Origin of the sequence: Emticicia aquatica (genome assembly GCF_923079645.1) — a bacterium.
Taxonomy (GTDB): Bacteria; Bacteroidota; Bacteroidia; order Cytophagales; family Spirosomataceae; genus Emticicia; species Emticicia aquatica.
Genome location: NZ_CAKLPY010000005.1, coordinates 87,143 through 112,892, shown reverse-complemented (window position 1 = coordinate 112,892; position 25,750 = coordinate 87,143). Strand labels below are relative to the sequence as shown.

The following is a 25,750-nucleotide window of genomic DNA, read 5'->3' as shown; positions in this document are numbered from 1 at the left end:
GTGAAAAATATATAACCTTAATGATTTACTTTCGTTTAATTTCCTTTTATTTTACTTTATTCTGTGTTTTTTTTCTTAAAAATACGGCTTATTGTGCTACGCCTCTTATTGAAAATAGCCAGTTAGTTTCTGAGAAAATGTTGACAATAAGTAGCACAAATGATGTCTCTCTTCAACAAAAAGTATCAAGTACTAAAAGTAAAATTGGAGAGATAGTCACGTTTGAAGTTACAGTTTTAAACGATGGCAAATCTGAAGTTAATGGCATTATAGTCAAGAATATACTTCCTCAAGGCTTTTTAGTTAAAGACATTTCAGCAAGTATTGGCACAACTCAAACAACTAATAGCATATTACATTGGAATTTAGGTACACTTACCGCTTCAAAAGAAAAAGAAACGTTGCTTATCAAAGGTGTGGTTCTTGATGCAGGAATTCTTTATAATCTGGCCGAAATAGAATCAATAGTTGGCAGCGATATTGATAGTAATCCCAATAATGAACTGTTTTCGGAAGATGATATTGCAGGTGCAAGTGTAAGTGTTCCTTATATTTATTGTTTTGATGAAACAATCGAGCTAAAAATTTCCGCTCCAACTGGTTTTTCGAGTTATCAATGGTTCAAAGATGGAAAATTAATTCCAAACGCAACCACGAAAGATTATACAATCAATGAGATCGGGATATTTACCTTCTCTGCAACGACAACCGAAGTTGGATTTAATTGTACTACTCAATCATGTTCACCTGTAATTGTAGAAAAAAAACCTCAAATTCAAGTTTCAATAACAGATATAGTAAAACCAAAATGTGGAGAAACAAGCGGTAAAATTAGCTTGAAGGTTGTAAATACTATCGGAAGTTTTACATATAGTAAAGATGGTACAAATTTCGGTGCAGATAATGTTTTCACAAATCTTGCAGCAGGGAGTTATCTATTTTATGCCAAAGATGAAAATGGTTGCGTTGGTTCAATTGCTTTTACGCTGCTTAAAGAGGATTCTCTGCCAACGACTCCGATAATTACAAGCGATAGATTGATTTGTTGTGATAAAGCAAATGCCAATCTTCAGGCATCGGGTTGTAATGGAAAATTAACTTGGAATACAGGTGCAACAACGAGTGCAATTACTGTCAATACCTCTGGAACTTATGTGGCAACTTGCACAAATATCTGCGGTGTTAGTATGCAATCAAAGTCAATAGAAATCAAAACGGCTACTACCTATACACCGATTATCATAACAGATAAAACAACTATTTGTGGCTTAGAAAAAGCAACATTAACGGCGAGTAATTGTAATGGTACTGTAAAATGGAATAATTCAACAACAGGTAATCAGTTGATAGTCAGTGATTCTGGAACGTATTCGGCCGTTTGTGAGAATATTTGTGGCGAAAGTGTAAAATCCAATTTAATCATAATTAATAAAAAAATAGGCTCAAATACCATTGTTATTTCAGGGCCAACGCAACCTGTTTGTGTAGGTTCAGAAATAAGCCTTATTGCAAGTGGATGCAATAGTGAAATAACTTGGTCTAACGGATTGATAGGCACTTCAATCAAAACAATTGTAACCAAAGAAACCATTTATACGGCTATTTGTGGTCGCTCTTGTGATTTTTTTGAAGGCACAGTAACTTTCAATTCTGTTGGTGGGAGCATTGGTAGTGGAATATCAACGAAATATGTATTAACTGATTTAGCAGGAAAAATTTTACAAATTAATTCGTCGCCAACTTTTACTAACCTTTTAGAAGGCAGTTATAATGCCATTGCGGTGGTTTATGAATCTAGCATTTCAGGATTGACAGTTGGAGCTAAAATTGAGAATTTAAAAGCATCGTGTATAGCTTCCAGAGAAAATCTGTTTACGGTATGCAAAAACTCCTTGAATTGTGATGCCGTCGGGTCAATTAAAATAGGAGTAATAGCCTTACCACAAATTGTAATTACAGCCAATCAACAAACAATTTGTGCCAACCAGCCTGCTACATTAACGGCTTCATCGTGTAATGGAACTGTTAGCTGGAATAATAATCAGTCAGGAACAAGTATTACGGTAAGCTCCGTTGGAACATATTCGGCAATTTGTGCAAATTCTTGCAAAAGTTTAACGTCAAATATCATTAATATAGGACTAAAAACGGATTGTGAACCAAGCTGTAATGCGAACGTTCCGATAATTTCGGCGTCTAAGCTAAGTATTTGTAAATCTGAAGAAATTAAACTTTCCGCATCAAATTGTTCGGCAACAGTCAGTTGGTCAACAGGACAAACAGGTTCAAGCATTAGTGTAAAACCAGTCGTCAATTCGATTTATTATGCCGTTTGTAAAACATCGGCAATATGTGTAAGTGCTATTTCCAACAAAATAACTATCAAATTAAACAGCGTTGTAAAACCAACCATTATTTGTCAAGATTCATTGGCTTGTTTGGGACAAAAAGTTGTTTTGAAAGCAGAAGGATGTGAAGGTTTAGTTATTTGGTCAAACGGAAATACAGGAACGTCAATCAATATTGTTGCTGATGGAAAAACAACATATTCGGCTAAATGTAAAAATGATGAATGTGAAAGTTTATTCTCTGATTCAGTATTGATTGCCGTCGGAAAACCCAATAAACCATTTATTTCATGCAAAAACAAAAATGTATGTTATGGACAGAAAAACACTCTGGTGGCTCAAAGTTGTGCGGGAGTTGTGATTTGGTCAAACGGTCAAACAGGAGAAATATTGATTACTGAGCCAAATTCTACAACGCAAACATACTCGGCCATTTGTCAATCAATTTATGGTAGTTGTGCGAGTGAAAAATCCAACGAAATCACATTAGTTACTGCAACCCAAATAGCAAAACCACTTACAATTTCAACCATTACAAACATTTGTCCTTTCAATACTTCAGATTTGAATTCGGCAATTTTGAGTGAACTAACTTCGGTTGATGGACAGTTTGAGTTTCATACTTTACCTTCGCCTAATTCTTTGCTTGTAACAAACCCAAGCCTCGTTTCTGCGGGCAATTATTATGTTTTTGAAAGAAACGGACAAGGCTGTTTTTCAGATTATGCAACAATAAAAGTAAATAAAACGACCTGCGAAGGCGGCGGAATTGAGCCAAGTGTTAAAAATGTTGACATTTCTGTAAATATTTCGGCATCTACGAAGATTGCCCAAATAAATGATTCGGTTCGTTATACAATTAAGATTAAAAACCTAAGTAAAAATAAAGCAACAGGAATAGTTATTAGAAATAGTTTGCCCAACGAATTAGAATTTATCTCAAAATCAACCAATGTTTTTGTTGAAAAAGGCATTATTTCAATCAAAATAGATTCTTTAAATAGGGGAGACAGTACTGTTTTTAGTTATTGGACAAAAGTATTATTTGCTGGCCGAATTACTAATCAAATTGAGTTATTCAAATTAAACGAAATAGATACGTTAAGCAGCAATAATAGCAGTCAAATTATCTTGAATGAACAATCATTATTTGCGGGAATTAGTAAGGTTGCTGGTGAACCAGTTTTAATAAAAGACAAAATATTTGATGTACCGTTTGTTATTTATTTGAATAATTTAACAAATAATACGCTTAATAAAATTCAAGTTGTTGATGACCTCGAACGAACTTTTGGTAAAGGTGCAAAAATTTTAAATGATACAATTAAGATTTTTGCAAGTACTGGTTTGGTTGTAAATAAAAATTATACAGGAAAAGGAAAACAAACCACAATGCTTATTGATTCGCTTAGTTCGATGACAAAAGGACAAGTTTCTCGTTTGACTTTTACTGTGAGAGTCGATTTAAGTGCTGCAACTGATAATCAATTTTATAACCTTGCAGAATTAACGACCAACGGGCAAAAAGATATTTCAACCAATGGAACAAATGTTGATCCCGATGCTGATGGCGACCCAACCAATAATCAAGACCCAACTCCAATAAAATTTAAAATTGAAATAACTCCTAACCAACCAGCCATTGGCTTATCATTGACCTTAGTTGATACCGAAAAACAAGATGAAAAATGTTATAAACTTTCATATTTGGTTTTGGTCAAAAACTTTGGAAACACAAAATTGACGAATGTTTCAATTACTGATTCATTGTCTAAAACTTTTGCCGATAGTGTTTCTTTCGAGCTTGTTGGAAAAGTGATTGCAGGCAAAAATAGTACTTTAGTAATTAATCCAAGTTTTGATGGAAAAACCGATTTTAGACTTACTCGCTCAGATTCTTTGAGTTTTTTGAATATCAATCAGCAGGATTCTCTGTTTTTTACCGTAAAACTATGCACTACAGGAAAACTTGGACCTTTCAAAAATAATGCCTTTGCAAATGCAATTGGGAATAAATCAGAAGTAAAAGACACGTCTAACGATGGATTAGTGATAAAAATTGCGGAATCTACCCCGACCATTTTATTGCTAAATAAACCAGCCAATATTATTATCCCACAAGGGTTTTCGCCCAATAATGATGGAAGTAACGATAATTTTATTATCACACTTACAAACGATATTAAGCTTGAATCTTTTGATGTCTATAATCGCTGGGGAAGTTTGGTTTATACTGATTTAACTGGCTTGGTAACCAAACAAGGTTGGAATGGAGAGGCAAATTCTGGGCTAAGAAATAACAAAGAAAAGCTTCCTTCGGGGACTTATTTTTATGCAATAAAATTAAAAAGTGAACAAGAATTTAAGGTGGGCTTTATAGAATTAGTTCGATAAATTTATCCTTAAAGATTTATAAAAATCAAATGGAACGGAACAATAGAAAATTCTCGAAATGGTTAATTAATACGCTTCTATTCTTAATCAATACTTGTTTTGTGGCTTTTGGCCAGCAAGTTGCGGAGCCGCAAATATGTAGAAATCCATCTTTATTAGGAACAAATTATATTACAGGTGGAGCTTTTGATATAAATAAGTATTCTTGTCTGAGTGAAAACACCGTGAATACCACCCATATAGTTACTTCACCAAGTGGAATAGCGTCAGGGTCTGAATTATATTATTTTAATTTTACCGATGGCTCAAATGTATCAGATGCAATTCCTAATAATTCAAGTTTATTTGGAGGAGCAGGCGTATTTTGGGTATTACAAGAAGGAAAAATCGGAATAAAAAATGCTATTTCTTGTAATTCGATAGAAGTAATACAGACTCATATTCCTGAAATTGAGGTGGTAAGATGCGGAAATTTATCCATAAAAATCACCATTAAAAATACTACTACTAACACTTTTCACAATCAATATTTGGTTGATTGGGGCGATGGCCAACAAGAAAAATTTATTCTAAATGCAGCGTCGTTGCCTTTTAATATTCCTACACACCAATATACTCAAATTCCAACTTCACCGCCTTCTATTATTGGCAAATACGTCCGAGATAATGCCGTTGTTTGTAGTAGTTTAGCTAAGAATATTTCCCTAGAAGATTTTGTATATATCAGCGAATTAAACGGTTTAAATAGCGGAAAAGAAGCCCAAATAGTGATTTTAAAAGGTGAAACCAATAAAGAATATGCTATTCAATATAAAAAAGTAGTAAATAGCACTTGGACGGATTATGGCGAAATCATTAAATATGGCGTCGATAAAGGTGAAATAACTGTAAAAGGATTAGACCCGACCAACGAATATTGCTTTAGGGTTAAAGAAGTGCTAAATACTTGTGGCTTAATTTCTTATACAAATGAGGTTTGTACAATTGTGCCGAGACTCAATTTACTAGCTTCAAATTCTCTAATTGTTGATTGGAATGTGCCTAATGGCGTATCAAATATTCAAGATTATAAAATCAACCTAAAAGATTCGGATAATACAAGTTATGCAACTTTTACTTCAATAAACAACAGTTTTACGCATAGTCCACTTAAATGTAAATTAAAATATACATTTAAAGTGTCAACGGCATATAATTTTAACAAATATGTGGTTTCTATTAAATCGCCTGATTTTTTGGTTGATACCGAAACAGCTAAAAAACTGCCGCCAATTTTAGTTGGTGCTATTAGTATCGAAAAACCTAAGATTTTTGTCAATTTAGCTGTTCCAGATTCTTTTGAACCCGTTTCATATACATTTTATAGAGCTGAAAATAATTCTGAAAATTTTAAAGAAATAGCCAATACCTCAAATAGTTATTTGGTTGAATCGGGTTTAGATTTTACCAAAAATCAATATTGTTATAAAGTTGACTATACAAATACTTGTGGTGTTAAGTCTGAGCTTTCGCCAAGTTTTTGTAGTGTATTTTCTTCTTTGGAAAACACTTCTACCTTACAATGGACACCTATCGAAATAGTACAGATTGACGAATATATCTCTTCTGAAAAAGAATATATTGTACAGATGATTGATAACAGTGGCGGAACTCATGAGATAAGTCGGGTAAAGAAAACCAACTTTAAATTTTCTGATAACGCCTTAATTGAAGAAGAATTGCTGAAATTTGGAAAGGCAAAATTACTCATTGAAGCATCTCAAGATTTGGTGATTGATTATTATGGAACAGTTCAAAATATATATTTTTCAGTACATTCTAATGAAATTGAGGTTTTTAAGCCTATAGCATTTTATCTGCCCAATGCCTTTACTCCCGATAATACTGGTCCTTCAGAAAATGAAGTTTTTATGGCAAAAGGAGAGTTTCTAAACGGAATACAAATGCTAATCTATGATAAATGGGGGAGTGTTATTTTTGAAAGTAATGATTTAAACATCGGTTGGACAGGAAAACAATCGGATGGATTAACGCCATGCCCAATAGGAGAATATAGTTATAAAATAACCTGTGAAGATATTTTTGGGCAGAAATCAACAAAAATTGGTTCAATTGCTCTTTTAAAATAAAAAGGTTACTCCTTTAAACAAACTAATATTGGTAATGAAAAAAGCCGAAAAGCCAATAACTCTTATTGGGTATGTCCAATTTTAACAAATCATCAAGCATTTATTTTGTATTCGAGAGAAAGCTTTTTAGCTTACTCAGTATTAGATAAAATTGAAAGAGAATTCGATATTGATAACCCATTTGCTTATAATTTATATTGATTATAGAAGCACAACAAAATTTCTTTTAATGCAAAGGTATAAAGTTGAAAATAACGAATATATTGCTTTTAAAATCAAAAAAAGCACTAATGAAAATCAGACATTTTATACCTTTTGTTGTTTTAATAAGTGCATGCCAATCTTACAAAGAGTTACCAACTTCAATTGATAATCCGACTTGGAAAACGCAAGATATTGCCGCAACTGTTCAGTCAAAAACAGGAAACCCTGAAATCGGATACAAATACCTGATTGAAGGCGATTATATAGGAAGTGGCATTCCTTATGGGATTATGAAAAATAAAATGCTAAAAACACCAGACACAGTTTTAGCAAGAAACGCAGATAATAGATATACATTTTTTTGGGGAAATGTCTTTAAAACCAACAACGGCACAAAAGTATTTGCAGGAAATTGTTTTACTTGTCATTCATCTGTCTTAAATGGAAAAATGATTTTAGGCTTAGGTAATAGCTTTGCCGATTTCAAGAAAAGTCAAGGACCTACAACAAAGTTTTTGCGATTAGCTGTTAATTTCAAATATAGAAAAGGTTCGCCTGAGCGGCAAGCATTTCAACCCTACGCCAATTCCATTAAAGTATTACCGTCTTATATTATTACCAATAATTTGGGAGTAAATCCAGCTTTTCGACTAGAAGAAGCATGTACTATCTATCGAAATCGGATTGATTTATTGCATGAAAAAAAAGCAAACTTTAAACCCATAAAATATACTTTGGCTTCGGATACTCCACCACTATGGAATATTGCCAAAAAAAATGCTCTGTATTACAATGGTATGGGGCGTGGAAGTATGACCAAATTATTAATGCAAGCGTCGTTACTCGGAATTCCAGACACTACATCTGCCCGAAAAGTACATGACAATTTTGATGATGTGTTAGCGTGGTTAAAAACACTTACTCCTCCAAAATACCCAAAAGAAATTGATAAAACCAAACTGCTGGCTGGAGAAGCCATTTTTGAAAAACATTGTGCTAATTGCCATGGGACTTACGGCCCGAAAAGTAAGTATCCGAACAAACTTGTGGCTCTACATATTGTAAAAACCGACCCACTTTATGCTCAATACTTCAGTCAAAATTCGCATTTAGTTGAATGGTACAATAAGAGTTGGTTTGCAAACTCATTTCCTAAATCATCACTTCAAGCCGAAAATGGCTATATCGCACCACCGCTAGATGGCATTTGGGCATCTGCTCCATACTTACATAATGGTTCAGTACCAACGCTTGAAGATTTGCTCAATAGCTCGCAACGCCCCGTTCGATGGAAAAGAGGTCAATCAAGTTTTGCCTATGATTACCAAAAAGTGGGTTGGGAATATTCAATTCCTGCTAAAAATAAAGAAAAAAATATGTACGATACCCAACTATTAGGATATGGTAACGGAGGTCACACATACGGAGATAAATTAAGCAACGAAGACCGAACCAATTTGATTGAATATTTAAAAAGTTTGTAATGATAGCCTCGAAATTTAAACCTGATTATTTTTTTCGATAAGAAGATTCTCTGACTAAAAGCTTGGTTTTTAGTATTTTTGTGGGAAAATTATCAGCAAATTTTTCTGGATTCTCAATTCGTTGAATAAGCAACTTGGTTGCAGTTCTACCCATTTCTGTTCCAGGTTGATAAACTGTTGTCAGAGATGGACTGACAACTGATGAAATTTGCCAGTTACTAAATCCAACTACACCAAAATCTTCTGGAATTTTTCTACCCAATTTTAAAGCCGCTTGGATTGCTCCAATAGCAATTTCATCTGTAATTCCGAAAATTGCATCAACAAAAGGGTAGGTTCTTAATAATTCTTCGACAGCTTTTCTACTTTCTTCAATTGAAATGGAAGCTAATTCAATAACTAAATCAGGATTCTTTTGTAGGTTATGTTTTTTAAGTGCTGAATAGTATCCTTTAAGGCGTTTTTGTGAACTATGATTAATGAGGTTATCCTGAAGATGAGCAATATGTTTATAGCCTTGCTCAATGAGGTGTTCAACAGCACCTAATGCCCCTGTATAATCATCAACAACGACTTTTGGAGCATCGATACGAGAAATATCTTTATCAAAAAGCACAAACGGGATGTTGTTTTGGCTCAGTTGTTCCAAATGAGAAATGTACTTAGTTTGATTACTGACACAAATCAAAAGCCCATCAACAATACCCGACGAAAACATTTCTATGGCTTTTACCTCTTTTTCATATAAATGCTCACTGACACTAATCATCACTTGATAGTGATGATCGTTGGCTTCTTCTAATATACCACTAATAATAGAAGCCATATATTGGTGGATAATTCTGGGAATAATTACTCCAATTGAAAAGTTCTTTTGAGTTCTGAGATGCGATGCCATAAAATTGGGCTGATAATACATCTCTTTGGCCAATGCTTTCACTTTTCCTCTAAGTTCTTCGCTTATTTCGATTCGATTCCTTAAAGCTCTTGATACTGTTGCAACCGATATATTTAGTCTTTCGGCTATATCTTTTAGTCGAACGCGTTGTTTTTTCATAAATTTTTATTTTATGTAATCGTTTACGTAATCGTTTGCATTATAAAATGCTTATAATCAATTAGTTAAATGTTTGTCAATACTTTTTTTGTGAATTTATTAAATATAGTTTTGCCGTAATATTACAATTAATTCATAATAAAGTCAAATTTAAACAATCTCTAAACATGAAATCAAAGTTTATTTTTGCTATGTTGCTTGGTTGCTTTTTCGCAATTGAAGTGCAAGCTCAAACAATTTTATCGGGAACAATAAAAGACACAAAAGGAGAACCGATGATTGGGGCAACGGTTGCCTTGAAAGGATCTAAAATAGGTACAACAACCAATGCTGAAGGAAAGTATAGTTTGAAATTAGATAATGCTCCGTCTGCACGTATTTCATTGAGTGCGGTTGGTTATAAAACCATTACCGAAAATATTATGCTGAATGGGAATGAACAACAACAAGATTTTGTGTTGAGCGAAGACGTATTTAATTTTGAACAAGTAGTAGTTACTGGTACTAGCACAACTCGTACTCAGAGAGAAATGGCGGGTTCATTAACACAACTTTCTGCCAAACAACTTCAAGCAACTTCTCCCAACTCAATGGCTGATATTTTGCGTTTTATTCCTGGTGTTCACGTTGAAGGTGGCGGCGGCGACGTTGCTTCTAATATTTTTGTTAGAGGGCTTCCTTCGGGCGGACAATACAAATATAATCCAATTGAAGAAGACGGAATGCCTGTACAGTCAACGGGATATTTAACTTCTTCTGCACAAGATGTATATTTTCGTCCAGATTTAGGAATCGCCAATATGGAGTTTGCTCGTGGTGGTTCATCAACATTATTTGGAATGGGAGCTCCACTTGGTGTTTTCAATTATATTTCAAAAAAAGGTGGTGGTGTTGGTGAAACAGAAGTGAAATTGAGTGGTGGTCAATATAATTTATACCGAGTTGATTTTAACACAGGAGGCTCAATTAGCGATAAATGGCAATATAACTTAAGTGGTTTTGCTCGTTATGACGAAGGCCCATTGATTACTGGTTCACCATCTCGAGGATATCAATTAAGAGGTAATATTACTCGTCAGCTTGAAAATGGGTATTTTCGTATATATTTCCGTACGTTGGACGATAACTCGCAATTCTTTTTGCCTTTTCCTCATGTAAAAAACTCAATTGATGCTGCTCTAGGAAATAACGGGAAAGAAATCACAACTTTAAATACACCTTATGGAGGAAATTTTTCTTTGGTTAATCCACTAGGAACGATTACTGGTAGTTTAGGAAATGGTGTTACAGCTAAAGGTAATTCATTTATGTTTGAATTTGCTAAAAGTTTTAATGGTTGGGATTTTCAATCTAAAACTCGTTTGTCCAAATTTGAACACCGCTTTGATTTTTGGTCGCCAGGGAAAACTTTTGAAATTGATGCTTATGCAAAATCAAAAAATCCAACGCAGAAAAGCTATACTTATACCTACGCAGATAACGGCTTGCCATTGACTTTATCAACAGGGGCAAATAATGGTAAAACGTATGTAACAGAAGAAAGCATTACGCTACGTAATCGACCAATGAGTGATTATTCAACAGATTTGAGATTGACAAAAAAGATAGTGAAAGGCACAAGTGAACATAATATCACCATTGGGGCTTTTGGTGCAGTTACAAGACAATTACAAGATGAAGTAGGAACTGGCGTTTTGGTTGAATTGAATGACCAACCACGATTAGTTGACTTGGCATTAGTTGATGCAAATGGACAAACAGTTAAAGTTACAAAAGCAGGTTTCCGTCAAAACATAGCTGGAAGAACGTATAATACTTTTGAGGCAGATAAAGTTGCATTTTATGCTGGTGATGAAATGGTGTTCAATAAACTAAGAGTTGATGCTGGCTTACGTTATGAGGCTCAACAGGGTGTAATTACAGTTGGTGAATCAGCAGCTTATGCCAATCCTTCGGCAACAACGTCGGCTGACGCATCTTATCGTTGGTTGACAGGAAAGACGAATTTCCGTAAAATTTCATTCAATGATTATTCATTCGTTTTAGGTACAAACTACTCACTCAATAAAACAACAAACTTGTATGGCTCATTTACAAAAGGGTTTTATTTTCCTGAATTAAGAACATTCTCGAATATCAGTCGTGATAAAAATGGTAATTTTATTCAAGCCGTTCCAACTCAAAACGAAAGTGTATATCAATTAGAAGGTGGTGCAAAATATGCTTCAGACCGTTTGTCTGGCTCGATAGCTTTATATTATAATACTATTAAAAATCGTTTACAAAATGATATTATTAGTGGTAGCGATGGTGTTTTAAGAGAAATTACTAATGCAGTTGGTTCTACAACAACTTATGGTACTGAAATTTCGGTAGCTTATCGTTTGTCAGCAGGATTAATTATTGATGCCAATACTACATTGCAAAATCACCGATATGATGAATTTTTCAAAACTCTTCCTGGAGCAGATGGTACTTTCGGAACTGCTGATGATTCAAAAGTTGATTATAAAGGAAACTGGATTTTACGTCAACCTAAATTTATGTTAAATGCTGGTTTGAGCTACGACAAAAAGAATTGGGACTTGGGTTTGATGTATAACTACGAAGGAAAACGTTATGCAGACGACCAAAACAACATCGAAATGCCTGCTTATAGTTTAGTAAATATGCGTGCAGCTCGTAGCTTTGAGGTTGGAACGAAACAAACTATAAAAATTGGTTTAAATCTTTATAATACATTTAATAACCGAGGTTTGACAGAAGGTGACCCACGTGTAGCCGATACAAGCACGATAACGAATGACCCTTTCTATAATGCTCGTCCGATTTTACCACGTCGATTGACAGCATCAATTACATTCAAATTCTAAACTGTGTTTGTTTTAAACTTAATTATAATCTTCTTGTGAAAAGTCTTTCTTCACAAGAAGATTAAGTCTTATTTTATGAATAAATTAGCAAATTTGGAAAAAACAACCGATTCAAAAACCTTAATACAGCATTGTAAAGATGTTTTGAATCAAAACTGGAGGGATGGATTTACAGTGCCATCATCTAATCTTTACCCCTTTCAATGGCTGTGGGATTCGGGCTTTATAGCCATGGGTTGGTCTTTTATTGATATGGAAAGGGCTCGTCAAGAAATAAAAACACTTTTGGCGGCTCAGTGGAGTAACGGTTTTTTACCACATATTATTTTTCATGATGATTCTGCCGAAAAACAGTATTTTCCTGGAGCTGATTTTCAAGGAGCATATACCAATGCTTTCGCTCCTAAGCACGTAAAAACCTCGGGTATTACTCAACCACCTGTTTTGGGGTTTGTATTAGAATATCTTTTTGAAAAAGAGTATGATTTAGCACTTCATAAAGAATTTTATGTGAATGCCATCCAATCAATTGTACATTTCCATGAATACCTTTATTTGAATAGAGACCCTTACAACGAAGGATTAGTCTATATTCGTCATAATTGGGAGTCGGGAACCGACAATAGTGCTGCTTGGGACTCAATATGGAAAACATACACGCCACCAACGTATGATGTACAAAGAAAAGATACTTCTCATGTAAATCAAGCCCAACGACCGACCAAAAAAGACTATAATTATTATTTGCACTTGATTGAATTATCAAAACAATGCGAGTATGATGAAAAAAAGATGTTTGAAGAGTTGCCTTTTTTGGTGCAAGACCCGCTTTTTAATAGCTTATTGGTAGCCTCAAACGAAAGTCTTGTAAGAATGGCGATTGAATTAAATATGCCAGAAGTTGCTCAAAAATGTAGTAGTTGGCTCACAAAAACATCACTGAGTATCAATGAAAAATTGTATGACGAAAAATTAGGCCTGTACGGCTATTACGATTTAAAGAATAATCGGTTTATTTCAATAGCGACATCAATGGGTTTTTCACCATTATTTGCGGGAATAGTTCCGCAAGAAAGGGCTTTGAGAATGACCAAAATAATCGAAGGAGTAGATTTTCAAGGAACTGATTTGGATGGATATTTATGTCCAAGTTTGGCTTATACAGATCCAGAATTTGACGCAAAACGCTACTGGCGAGGCCCAGTTTGGTTAAATATCAATTGGCTACTTTATAAAGGATTTACTAATTATGGTTTTAAAAATATTGCCGATAAAATTAAAAATGATTCAATTACATTGGTTGCCCAAAATGGTTTTTACGAATACTTTAGTCCAATACCTACCGAAAATGAACAAAACGGATTTGGTGGTCAGAATTTTTCTTGGACAGCCGCAATGCTGTTAGATATGCTTAACTAACCTCTAAATCTAATTTTATGAATTGGCTCGATTATTCTATAATTATCATATATATTTTGCTGATGCTTTCAATGGGCTATTTCATGCGAGACCAAAGTTCGGGCAAAAGTTACTTTATTGGAGATAAAAATTTTGGGTGGTTTACTTTATTATTATCCACTATGGCCACCCAACTATCGGCAATTAGTTTTATTTCAGCTCCTGCTTTTGTCGGTATGAAAATGGGTGGTGGCATGAAATGGCTCACTTTTGAGTTTGGTGTTCCATTAGCTATGATTTTTTTGTCGTTAGTAATTACACCCTTTTTGTACAAAGCAGGGATTGTAAGTGCCTATGAATTTTTGGAACGTCGGTTTGGTCGTTCTACACGTTTGCTAATTAGTACTGCGTTTTTATTGAGCCGAAGTTTCAGTACTGGAGTTGCCGTATATACAGTAGCGTTATTGCTAGAAAGCGTCTTTAATATTCATTTCTGGCAAACCATTGGCATTATCTGTGTTGTCACAATGCTGTATTCTTTGAAGGGGGGCTTGAAGGTTGTGGTTTATACCGATGTAATTCAGATGTTCATCAAATACTTTGGTATAGTTGTTTGCTTGGGCTTTGCTTTGTACAACATGGGAGGTTGGAGTGTTTTTTTGGAACACCTAGATAAAGAACGCACCCAAGTCGTAAATTTTGATTCATGGGGTTTTAATGGTGATACCTATGGTTTCTTTCCGATGCTTTTTGGAGGATTTGTTCTTTATGCTTCTTATTATGGCTGTGACCAAACACAAGTACAGCGTTCATTAGCGGCAAGTAGTTTAGCCGAAGTGCGAAAAATGTATATGCTTAATGGTATTGTTCGCTTTTTTGTAACGTTTACTTATTGTATCACGGGTTTAGTTATTGGTACGTTTGCACTCGTAACTCCTTCTTTTAAAGCCTTGATTCCGACTACACAACCCGATAAAATGTTGCCTATGTTTATATTGCATTACTTACCAAATGGTATTATTGGATTAGTAATTGTGGCTATTTTTGCCGCTGCAATGTCTTCTTTGAGTACCAACGTGAATGCATTAGCTGCCGTAAGTATGGAGGATTTTGTCACAAAACGTTTCAAATTTTCTGAAAAACAATATTCACTCTATTCGCAAGTTTGTGTAGTATTTTGGGGAGCAGTTTGCGTTTTTACTGCTGCAATTGCGGGAGACATTGCTGAAACTGTCATTGAAGCCATCAACAAAATTGGCTCAGTCTTTTACGGCCCTATTTTAGCTACATTTACTTTGGCTATTTTGACAAAAAACATAAAAGCCAATAATATGAATTTGGGTCTAATAACTGGTGTTTTACTCAATGTATATCTCTGGAAATTTCAGCCCCAAATATTTTGGTTTTGGTGGAATCTATTTGGTTGTATAATGACACTTGGTGTAGCATATTTGTCGTCCTTGTTTAATGCAAAAAAAGTATTGAAACCCTTGGAATCATCATCATTGGCATTTGAATTTTGGAATAAAAGCACCTATTATTTGATTATATTCTTCATTTTTATCATTTTTTTCAGCATAAGTATTCCTTATTGGCTATGAATATTTTGATTGCACCTGACAAATTTAAAGATGCAGCATCGGCAATAGACGTATGTATTGCTTTAAAAAAAGGGATATTAAATACTTTTCCAAGTGCCAAATGCTCACTTTTACCCCTTGCCGATGGCGGCGAGGGGACTCTCGAAAGCATTGCCATGGTTTTGGGTGCTGACTGGAAGTATATCGAAGTATTAGACCCATTGTTTAGGCCTGTAAGTGCGTGCTATCTATATATCCCTGAGAAAAAAATAGCTATCATTGAAATGGCTCGTGCATCAGGAATTGAATTGTTGACTCCCAAAGAACGTAATTGTTTGATTACAAGCAGCTACGGCACAGGAATACTCATCAAAGATGCTATAAAAATAGGTGCTGAAGAAATCGTAATTACTGTTGGAGGTACCGCTACCAACGATGCAGGAATAGGAATTGCGTCTGCTTTAGGTTTTAGATTTTTTGATAAAAATAATCAAGAGTTACCTCCAATTGGAGAAAATCTTATAAAAATTGATAAAATAGATGATAACAATGTACTCGAAAAAATAAAAACGATTAAATTTATCATTGCCACTGATGTAGAAAATCCATTTTATGGCAATAAAGGAGCAGCGTTTGTATTTGCTCGACAAAAAGGAGCAGATGATGCCGCTATTATCGATTTGAACAGCGGATTATTTAGTTTTGCTAAACTTTTAGACAAGTTTTCAAATATAAATCCTCAAGATATTGCAGGAAGTGGGGCAGGGGGGGGCGTTGGTGGTGGTTTGGCATGCTTATTTAACGCCCAAATTATTTCGGCTGCCGAATGGATTTTAACGCTCAACAATGTTTCGGAAGTAATAACAGAAAACCAAATATTGATTACAGGAGAAGGAAAGGTTGATAGCCAAACTTGGGATGGAAAACTCATTTCTAAACTTTTACAAATGGCGGATAATGCTAAAGTTCCAGTGATGATAATATGTGGAACTTTGCAAGATATTGATATTTTAGCCCTTCAGAATAACATAATTTATGCCAATTCGATACTGAATAAACCTATGACTTTGGATGATGCTTTAACGAATACAAATACATTAATTGAACAACAAGGAATATTATTAGGTAAACTTTTATCAACTTTATCATTATGATTGCATGGGGAATTGACCTCGGTGGGACAAAAATAGAATGTGTCGTATTATCTTTAAAACAAACTAAATTTGATGTAATTTGTCGAAAACGCTTACCAACTGAAGCAAATAAAGGCTACCAACACGTATTATCTCAAATCAGTAATTTACTAAAACAAGTATCCGTTCTTACAAAACTTACACCTAAAAGTATCGGTGTTGCTACACCTGGAATTATGGATAGGCAGCAAAAAAAGATTAAGAATGCAAATGTGTTATGTTTAAACGATAAAAACCTAGCCGATGATTTGAGCAAATTAATAAATATTCCCGTTTTTCATGCCAATGATGCGAATTGTTTTGCACTTGCTGAAACTAATTTTGGAGCAGGTCTTACATTGTCATTTAAACCCAAATTATCTTTCGGTATCATTTTAGGCACAGGTGTTGGTGGTGGAATAGTACTAAACGGCCAACTTTATGAAGGTTTGCATGGAATTGCAGGCGAATGGGGGCATTTTTTGTTAGATAAAGATGGCGAATCATGCTATTGTGGAAAAAAGGGATGTGTTGAAGGCTTCATTGCTGGACCCGCACTTGAAAAATATTATTACCAAAAGAGCAAAGAAAACATTAAGCTCAATGAAATATATCAACGATTTGTGGAAGGAAATGACACAATTGCTGATGCCACGATAACTCGATTAATGAGCTATTTCGGCAAAGCACTGGCCAATATCATCAATGTTCTTGACCCAGAATTGATCGTTATTGGAGGTGGTGTCAGCAATTTAGATGTTCTATACAATCAAGCTCCCCAATTTATTCTGCCCAACTTGTTCAATAAAACATTAACTACACCAATCAAAAAAAATCAATTAGGCGATAGTGCTGGTGTGATAGGTGCTGCTCTTCTTACAGTCGAGTAATAAAAAATTAGGGCAACTATCATAAAATCTTCTTTTGATAGCATAAAAATCAAATAAATATTAAAAACTTTGCTTAAAGCCCCCATATTTATGGGGGCTTTGTGTTACTTTATTATTGACTATAAATTGGTTTCATTTGTATATTTGTTCAGTCAAAAAAATATAATATTTTTTAGAACATATATCACTAAAATAATTATTTGTTTTTTTGGTGATAACACAAATAAACCCAAAAACTAAAACGTAATTACACTAGGAAAATTTCTTTCCTAAATAATCATCTGCTCTTTTGGTTTAATTAAAATGTTCTATAAATCTTAAATGATTTTTTAGAATTAGTAAAACTGTTTCATAATATATAATTCTGTTGTATGACTAAGCCCCCAAAATAATTTGGGTTGCCATGCTCTGATATTACTTTAATAATAGCCGAAATATTTATCAAGGACATTGCCTTGGGTTATATGTCTGTGTGCCAGTTTTCAATAAATCAAACAATTAAACCTAACTTAAATGAAAACAAAACTACTGTTCTACAGTCTGATTTTGGCAGTCATTGCACAATAGCAGTTCTTCCGAAGACCTTCACAACATCAGAAATCCGCCGCCAGACCCACTTTCAGTATTTATAAAGTACTGGTTATTGGGCGGTTAAATCACAAACTCACATTAATAATTGCACTTTTAACAATAATTCCAATGAAAAAACAATTTTACTCAGTCAAGCCCCTTAATTGGATAGTCGTTGGGTGTTTTATGGCAACACTAACGCTCTCTTGTTCAGTTGGTTTACACCACCAACAGATGAGTTCAGCCAAAACTAAATCTTATCCCAATTTGGTTGAAATTTATACGGATAAATTGCAACCGATGCCCGATTCGCTACATACCATTGTAGCACTAACGCCCATGACGGGCACCAACGTAGATTCGCTCTTTAAAGGGGGCGATAAATTTGTGATTCAATATCCTACCGACCTCAACCAAGGCTTGCCTGCGGGTATTGATGTGTTGTATCTCAACGCTGACTATGCCACATTAGCACATGGTAATTGCGGCTTGCTGGGATACGCTACCAGTAACAACAATATTAAAATTATGATTGACGGCTCTGTTAAAAATATTGAAAAATTTTGCAAAGCAATCTTCAATATTTACAACCCTCAATCAGCACTGATGGTATATGAAAACATACCGCCAGATAGCTCTGCCGAAGCAGATATCCCCTACGGAGGTTCCACAACTATGGCATTCGGCAAAAAATATAACCCTATCTCTTACGATATGCTCATAGAATCTATCTTTGATTTTTCGGTCAATGACAAACTTACCGTTGAAGATTTTAGAAAAGCATTTGAGTACGAGTATGACCCCAAGTCACCCAAAACCATTGCTGGGATAGCAAAAATGCAAGCACTACGCAAGCAGTATGCTCAAAGCAAGCCCCAGTCAGTCCTGAACCCCATTGAGCTTACTGGTTCACCTTTACTACTTGCCAACAAAACTGATGATATTAGCAGTTTGTTTCCTAACAATGAAACTCCCAAGTTGTCTAATTCTTCGAGTACGTCCTTCACATATGAAGAAGGTCCTTATTGCGATTGGAGTAGATGGAACGAAGGTAGCTTTAATTATCTTTGGAACAATGGTGAGGGCCATAAAATATGGGCAAATAAGGACGAATGTGATACCGATGTGTACAATATGTATTACGGTTATCAGCCAGAGCATGATCTTACACCTAATCGTGTATCTACACACATAAACAATCCAGGAGCAGATATTCCTGACAAGACATTTTATCGAGGTTATTATAAAAATGGCAATGAATATAAGAATGGAGAAAGTGTAATCTGGCCCGTAAGAAGGCTAAATTGTAAAGATGGTGCAGGGACTTTTAGTTGGAGAATAGAAAAAACATGGAGTCCGGGCAGTTATGTAAGTGCTCCAAGAAATGAACTCGTGCTTCCAGGTGTATGGGTAGCATTCAGTACAAAATCAAGCAAATCTGGGTATCTTGACTTTGGCATTAGTCAAAATTATAGCAAAAGTTATGGACTTACTCGGACGGGCGGATTTGGCTATTCAGATGGCGTGGATGTGGTAGGTTATTCGATAGAAACTGCGTTTGAATCAAGTTGGTCAAAAAGTAATTCGCAAGAGGTATCCGTATCAAAAACAGCCAATATCGAATATTGGTTTGGTCCTTGTATGATTAAGGTAGCCAATCCCATTTATGGAAAATTACAAGCATGGACAAAAACTGCTAAGGGTAGTGGTGAGGTGGCAATAAGAATGCGTATGGTGTATGTGGACCAACGTGACACTTGGGATATAAGAGCTTTGCAGTTTGAAATCAAGGATGGAAATATGCCAAAGTATTCAGGAACTCTGAAGTTTACCAAGAACTATTGGTCTAAGGCTTTATGGAAGAAATATCCAGCTAAAACCGCACCATTACTTACGAGTAAAGACTTTGGAAATTGTGGTGTCCCTCAAAAAAGAAAATACTATTAATATTATCATAATCCATTAATCACAATGAAAAAGAAAAGAACAATAAACTCTATAATAGGCACAATACTGATTTTCGGATTTAGTATTTTGATAGCCTCATTTGGTTCGTCAGGGGTAATAAAGCCAAGTGCGAAAGTCAAAAAGGTATTAGCCTCTATTACTACCACCGATACGGTTTCTGTCCAAAAGAAAACCAAAAGGGTAGAACAAGAAGCAAACATAACTGACCAACTACTTGAAAATTCTGATGACTACAAAACGTCGTATTGGATAGGTAGTATACCCGAGTTACTCAAAGACAGCATACATACCGCTGGACTGGTATTTATAGATAGTACAGCATTTAGTAAAGTTGTTCCTGCCAATATTCAAGAAGTATATATCAATGCCGACGGTGTACCAAGTATTGCTCGCTTTGTAGATAGCCCTTTTTTCAAGAGCATGATACAAAACAATATCTCTGCTATTGTTTACAACAATAAAGCAAACGATAAAGACGAACAATTGGTACTTGGTTTAGGGGGTATGTATACTTTTAATGCTGACTTTATGATGATTGTTTATAAAGAAAGTGGTCTATCAGTTATTCCAGTAGGCAACGATTCGATGCAATACAAGCCCAAGCGATTGTCTGTTTTTCAAGCCTCAAATTTTGAAGTAACACCCATCAATGATGAAAAGAATCCCAATGCACGTATAGCAGCCAAATGGTGTTATGATTACCCATATTTATATAACTTAAAACAATTTGCCTATAATCGTCTTCCTAAAAAAATAGAGTCAGTAATGGTTGTTGGGTCGAATAAGAGGAAGTACCATTTCCTTGATGGTAATACTGCAAGTATTTTGTGTGAGAAAACAGATCCTTTAACAACATATAAGCTTAAAAAAAGAGTTACCATAGAACGTGGACAGAACAAAGCACAGGTAACTGGTGGTACAGGACAGGTAACCCAGCGAGAAAATGATGCGTTTTGTAAGGGTACAACGGTTAATAAAGTTTGGGATTGGAAAGTTTCAGTTACATTGGGTTATAAGGCCGAGTTGGAGTTAGCTAAGGGTATAAGTGCAAGTTGGACAAAGAAAGTGAAAGGCACTTATGGGCAATCTGAATCTGAGGGTACCACAGATAATGAATGTATTTCAGTGGGACAAACGTTTTACTCAAACGCCTGTTCCTATGCTTGTTGTGATAGCGAATTAAGTATTGATATTCTTCAAGATACTTATGAAGTTCGTACTGTATATGTGGGAAGTATTTGGATAAATTATTATAATATTGCTTCAAGTTCGAATGATGCAAAAGCTGGAAAATGGACCCGCACTTATCCCTTTCCCATTACATTACGCTTTAAATACTTCCCGTCAAGCCCTTTATACTATACTTGGCAGGAAACTGGGGAGCGGTTTGCGAGCCTGCAAGTGCGTAATATCCAGTGGAACTGTAATCCAAAAAAATGTTACTCCTACACTTCAGGCGAGTGTAATGCAAAAAATGTCAAATAGGCAAGACTCATGTATAACAGTATTTTTTCACTTTACTTTTATCAAAAATATATAATGAAATCTTTTCAACTCATACCCAACAATGTATTGAACCGCATGGCGGTTTTTAATACGCTTATACTGTCTTTGGTCAGTCTAATGACCTTTGCCCAAATAGACAAGACAAATTCTTATGCTGCCGAAGGCAGGTATTTGCTCAGAAACGTAGCCACGGGCAAATATTTAACGATGACTGGTTCAAAATATGAAAATGGTACCGCTATGAGTCAAGCTAATTATAACAAAGACTATAATCAACAGTTTTATGTGTCTCGTGGAGACGATGACCTAAGTGTTCGTATAGGGATGTCGTCTGCTGAAAGTCTTTTGATGAGTGTAAACGAAAGTGCAGCCACTAATGCCAACGGTGCCGCCGTAAAACTATTGGAGGATGTCCGAGACTTACCTCGTATGCAATGGAAATTAGTACCCACAGCTCGGCCACGTGTATTTACCATTTTATCATTGGATGCTAACAGTAAGCGTGCTATTGGGGTTTTGAATAGTACATTTTCCCAAGTAGTACAGTGGAAAATACAAACGGCTGATACCCGCTTTCAATGGGAGTTTATTCCGATAATAGAGGCAGGCTGGTATGCTTTGCAAAATGTAGGTACTGGCTTAGTGATGACTACCAAACAGGCAGCAAAAATCAATGGTACGCCTTTGGTAGTAGCAGAATCGGATACGAGTGACGTAGAAAATAACCCCATCAGCATGAAGTTTGAGTTGATTGAAAATGGGGCAAACGTGTATAACCTCACGCCTGGTCATACCTATGCTAAAAAATGGGTTTCGGCCGCAGCGAGTGGTACAGGCCTAACGATTGCGTCAGAAAATGAATCCTTACAAAACTTTGAGATAAAATATGTAAATGATATTACAAAAGGTTTTAATGACGAAAGATTCACGATTCGTTCTGTTAATAGTCAAAAATTATTAGGAGTAGTAGATGGAAGTAATAACGTGGTGATCCAGGGTACAGGAAGCGAAAATGATGAAGACTATCAATGGCAATTAATCCCACTACAACCAGCCAATTATTTACAAGAAGGCACTTACGTTGTTCAAAATGTAGAAAACAATTTAGTTATGGACGTAGCTGGTGCCAAACTTCAAAATGGTACAAACATTGTGCAGTGGGGAAAAAGTGATGCAGCTAATCAGACTTTTGAGGTGCGTATCAACGATGATTGTAAGTACCAATTATTACCAGTCATTGCCAAAGCTACAAAATATATGGCAGTAACTAACAAAGCAGTTTTAGGCACTGCCGATAATACTACCCTGCTCGATGCTATTTACGCAGGCGAGGGAATAGTTGTAAACAACGAAGATGAAAGTAATATATATGTACTCAAATCTAAGGAGCTTAGTTTGGGTGTGGTAGGAAATTCCAGAGGCTCGTCTGTGATTGCTCAAAATACCCCTAATCTCAGTGATTCATTCAAATGGAGATTTATTCCAGTAGATGCCGATGAGTATTTAGAATCAGGCTTATACACCATTCAAAACGTGAATACAGGCTTAATGATGGACGTGGCTGGAGCTTCAACTACTAATGGCAGTAAGGTAATACAGTATGCACGTAGTAACGCTAACAACCAAAAGTTTGAAGTGTCAATCAACGATAATGGTCAGTACAACATTGCCCCTGTATATGCTGCAACGAAGTGGTTTTCTGTAACGGGCGTAAGCACCACAAACGCCAATGCCAGTGGTACACAATTGTTTATTAACGATGGCGATAAGGCTTATACAAGTGTATCGTGGGGTCTCAATAAAATAGTGGACGAAAATAGTGAAGACCAAAATATCTTTTCTATCATTTCACTTCACCCAGCGAGCAAAAAAGTATTGGGTGTGTATAGTTCTACTGACCGCCGTGTTGTTCAATTAGATGGCGACCCAGAGACCGATAATCGTCTGCAATGGCGGTTTATTCCAACCACAAAATTAACAAGTAACGGGCGTATGTCGGCAGAACTTTTATCCGAGTCGGAACCAGAAAATTTGGGAATAACACCGACTGAATTTAATGAAATTGGAAGTGTTAGTACGCAAATAAATATATTCCCTAACCCTGTTAAAAATGATTTTAATGTAACATTTAATCAATTTGAACTAAACGAAAATCTTAGTGTAAGAATTGTAGATGGAAATGGACTTACTGTATTTCAAAAGGATATTGGTTTAGAAAGAACACAGTCATTCAATGTGCAGCATTTGAAGCTGAAAGATGCTATTTACTATATTGAAGTTACAAACGGTGTGGTTAAGAAAAGTTCGAAAATTGTGTTTGGAGAGTAGCTGGTTGTATTAAATAATTGTGACTAAACGTAGCCCTCGAATAATTTATTTGAGGGCTACTTAATTGAGAATCAAAATGAAATATATAAGTATTACTATTATTCTGCTCTTGTTTGGGTGTAAAAAGCATGAAAACATTAACCCAACATCAAAAGAGTTTATTCTTCTTAAAGCAAAAATAGAATCTACCACTTTGGGGTCGATATCGTACCAAACATACACAGAATATTTTTATGATACTTTAACTAATGAGCCAAAACTTATTAAGGAAATAACTGACAATTTAGTAACGGAATACATGTATCCTTCTGACGATAAAATTATTCTTAATTATCGAAATATTAAAACTAATGAAATTTACTCTACTGTTGAATTAACTATTGACCCAATTACTAAAAATGTTACAAAATACATTGATGAGAATAAAACAACGTATTTGTTTGAGTACGATACTAATGGTTATCTTCTCAAAAACCCATTAGAATCTGATTTCACTTTTGAATACAAAGATGGTAACCTCAAGATTAAAAAATTAAAAACTGGTGATTATTCTGAGGAGTTTAGCTACAATAACGATAAGCATTTAAATACCCTTTTTCCTTACTTTCTTGGTAAACCTAATACCAACCTCTTATCTTCATCTAATTTGTCTATCGTTGATGATGGGGAAGTTATTGACTTAAAAACGTCATATTCGTACATACTTTTGTCGTCGGGTTATATAAAATCTGAAAAAAAAATATTTCCAACGGGTGCAGTTGTTGAAGCTGACTATGAATATTTGACAATTAAAAAATAATATTCTCATGCGTTTTTGGAGCCATAATTATAGCAATTGGTTAATGTATTTTGTCGTATTAAGCTTTAGCTTATTAATAAATCCGTGTTTAGGTCAAACGAATGAAATAATTTCAATTGGGGTTGGAACGGCCAATTATTTAGGCGAACTATCTCCATATAACACACCAATAAAAGCTATTATTAGCCCTGCCATAAGGTGGAACGTTGCGGCAAGTTTCCAGCAACCAATAACCAAACAAATAAGTCTTAGAACGGGGTTTACTTATGCAAGATTATTTGGTGATGATAACCTTTATGAGACTGTTAAAGCGACCAATTATTTACGAAACCTGCATTTTCGAAATGACATTAAGGAATTGTCGATAGATATAACGTATAGTTTTTATAAAAAAAAACAATTTTATCGACACACCCATCGAAAAGTTGAATATTATTTACACGCAGGAATAGGCGTTTTTAGTCATAATCCAATGGCACGAGATATAAGGTTGTCGCAGCAAATAAAAGGTGATTGGGTAAAATTGAGAGAATTAAAAACAGAAGGACAAGTAAAAGAATATTCAAGCTTGGCTTTCTCATTTCCTATTGGACTTGAAATGCAATATAGAATCAATAAATTGTTTGGTATCGGCTTTGAAGTTAAGTATAACTTATCATCAACTGATTATATTGATGACGTTAGTACGACATTTCCAACTATTTCAAATACTATATTTACAAATCGAAGTGCGGAGTTTATAGCTGCGATTAGTGGTAAAGATAGGCTTACTTGGGTGCAAAATTATCTAAACAATAATGGCTACACCAATATAGATGCTATAGATATTGCGAGTACCTTTCCTTCAGGTATTCCCCCTTTTGATACCGCGATTGCCACCCGACAAAGAGGTAATCCAAAAGTAAAAGATGGTTATATTCTAACTAAATTTTCTCTGCTTTATTACTTACCAGAAAAAATAAAATGTCCTAAAATTAAGTAACATTTAGACTCTAGAAAAATAGGTTATGATTAAGGTTTAATAAAGTATTGCTAGCCTTCAATTGAGGG

Annotated in this window: 14 protein-coding genes; 13 read left to right on the top strand and 1 reads right to left on the bottom strand. The window is 35.0% G+C overall.

Features of this window, described 5'->3' with window-relative positions; genetic code table 11:
• Positions 1 to 137: 137 nt before the first annotated feature.
• The 3 genes from MJQ71_RS19215 (at position 138) to MJQ71_RS19205 (ending at position 8,559) form a co-directional block, all read left to right on the top strand.
• A complete protein-coding gene (locus tag MJQ71_RS19215) occupies positions 138 to 4,742 on the top strand; it encodes a T9SS type B sorting domain-containing protein (protein WP_238808562.1) in 4,605 nt (1,534 codons plus the stop codon).
• A 29-nt stretch (positions 4,743 to 4,771) separates the two neighbouring features.
• Positions 4,772 to 6,871: a T9SS type B sorting domain-containing protein gene (locus MJQ71_RS19210; protein ID WP_238808561.1), complete on the top strand. Its 2,100-nt coding sequence runs from the start codon at positions 4,772 to 4,774 to the stop codon at positions 6,869 to 6,871.
• A 290-nt stretch (positions 6,872 to 7,161) separates the two neighbouring features.
• Complete coding sequence (locus MJQ71_RS19205) at positions 7,162 to 8,559, top strand: c-type cytochrome (RefSeq protein WP_238808560.1); 1,398 nt, start codon at positions 7,162 to 7,164, stop codon at positions 8,557 to 8,559.
• A gap of 25 nt (positions 8,560 to 8,584) precedes the next feature.
• Here the strand turns inward: MJQ71_RS19205 and MJQ71_RS19200 are convergent, their stop codons facing one another.
• Positions 8,585 to 9,616 carry a LacI family DNA-binding transcriptional regulator gene (locus MJQ71_RS19200; protein WP_238808559.1) on the bottom strand — a complete coding sequence of 344 codons (1,032 nt, stop codon included), beginning with the start codon at positions 9,614 to 9,616 and terminating at the stop codon, positions 8,585 to 8,587.
• A 167-nt stretch (positions 9,617 to 9,783) separates the two neighbouring features.
• Between MJQ71_RS19200 and MJQ71_RS19195 the strand changes: the two genes are divergently transcribed.
• The 10 genes from MJQ71_RS19195 (at position 9,784) to MJQ71_RS19150 (ending at position 25,682) form a co-directional block, all read left to right on the top strand.
• A complete protein-coding gene (locus MJQ71_RS19195; protein WP_238808558.1) occupies positions 9,784 to 12,489 on the top strand; it encodes a TonB-dependent receptor in 2,706 nt (901 codons plus the stop codon).
• A 75-nt stretch (positions 12,490 to 12,564) separates the two neighbouring features.
• Positions 12,565 to 13,908, top strand: coding sequence for an MGH1-like glycoside hydrolase domain-containing protein (locus MJQ71_RS19190; protein WP_238808557.1), 1,344 nt, complete (start codon positions 12,565 to 12,567; stop codon positions 13,906 to 13,908).
• Between the two features lie 17 nt (positions 13,909 to 13,925).
• Positions 13,926 to 15,488, top strand: coding sequence for a sodium:solute symporter family protein (locus MJQ71_RS19185; protein WP_238808556.1), 1,563 nt, complete (start codon positions 13,926 to 13,928; stop codon positions 15,486 to 15,488).
• The gene (locus MJQ71_RS19180) at positions 15,485 to 16,621 is read left to right on the top strand and encodes a glycerate kinase (RefSeq protein WP_238808555.1); all 1,137 of its coding nucleotides are present in this window, start codon (positions 15,485 to 15,487) and stop codon (positions 16,619 to 16,621) included. The genes MJQ71_RS19185 and MJQ71_RS19180 overlap by 4 nt, the downstream gene beginning before the upstream one ends.
• Positions 16,618 to 17,529, top strand: a complete 912-nt coding sequence (locus MJQ71_RS19175) for an ROK family protein (RefSeq protein WP_238808554.1) — start codon at positions 16,618 to 16,620, stop codon at positions 17,527 to 17,529. The genes MJQ71_RS19180 and MJQ71_RS19175 overlap by 4 nt, the downstream gene beginning before the upstream one ends.
• Before the next feature lie 699 nt (positions 17,530 to 18,228).
• Positions 18,229 to 20,046: a hypothetical protein gene (locus MJQ71_RS19170; protein ID WP_238808553.1), complete on the top strand. Its 1,818-nt coding sequence runs from the start codon at positions 18,229 to 18,231 to the stop codon at positions 20,044 to 20,046.
• A gap of 24 nt (positions 20,047 to 20,070) precedes the next feature.
• Positions 20,071 to 21,552: a hypothetical protein gene (locus MJQ71_RS19165; protein WP_238808552.1), complete on the top strand. Its 1,482-nt coding sequence runs from the start codon at positions 20,071 to 20,073 to the stop codon at positions 21,550 to 21,552.
• 54 nt (positions 21,553 to 21,606) lie between these two features.
• A complete protein-coding gene (locus tag MJQ71_RS19160) occupies positions 21,607 to 23,901 on the top strand; it encodes an RICIN domain-containing protein (protein WP_238808551.1) in 2,295 nt (764 codons plus the stop codon).
• A 76-nt stretch (positions 23,902 to 23,977) separates the two neighbouring features.
• A complete protein-coding gene (locus tag MJQ71_RS19155; protein WP_238808550.1) occupies positions 23,978 to 24,700 on the top strand; it encodes a hypothetical protein in 723 nt (240 codons plus the stop codon).
• Between the two features lie 7 nt (positions 24,701 to 24,707).
• Positions 24,708 to 25,682 (top strand): DUF6089 family protein, encoded by a 975-nt coding sequence (locus MJQ71_RS19150; protein WP_238808549.1) that lies wholly within the window; start codon positions 24,708 to 24,710, stop codon positions 25,680 to 25,682.
• Positions 25,683 to 25,750: the final 68 nt, after the last annotated feature.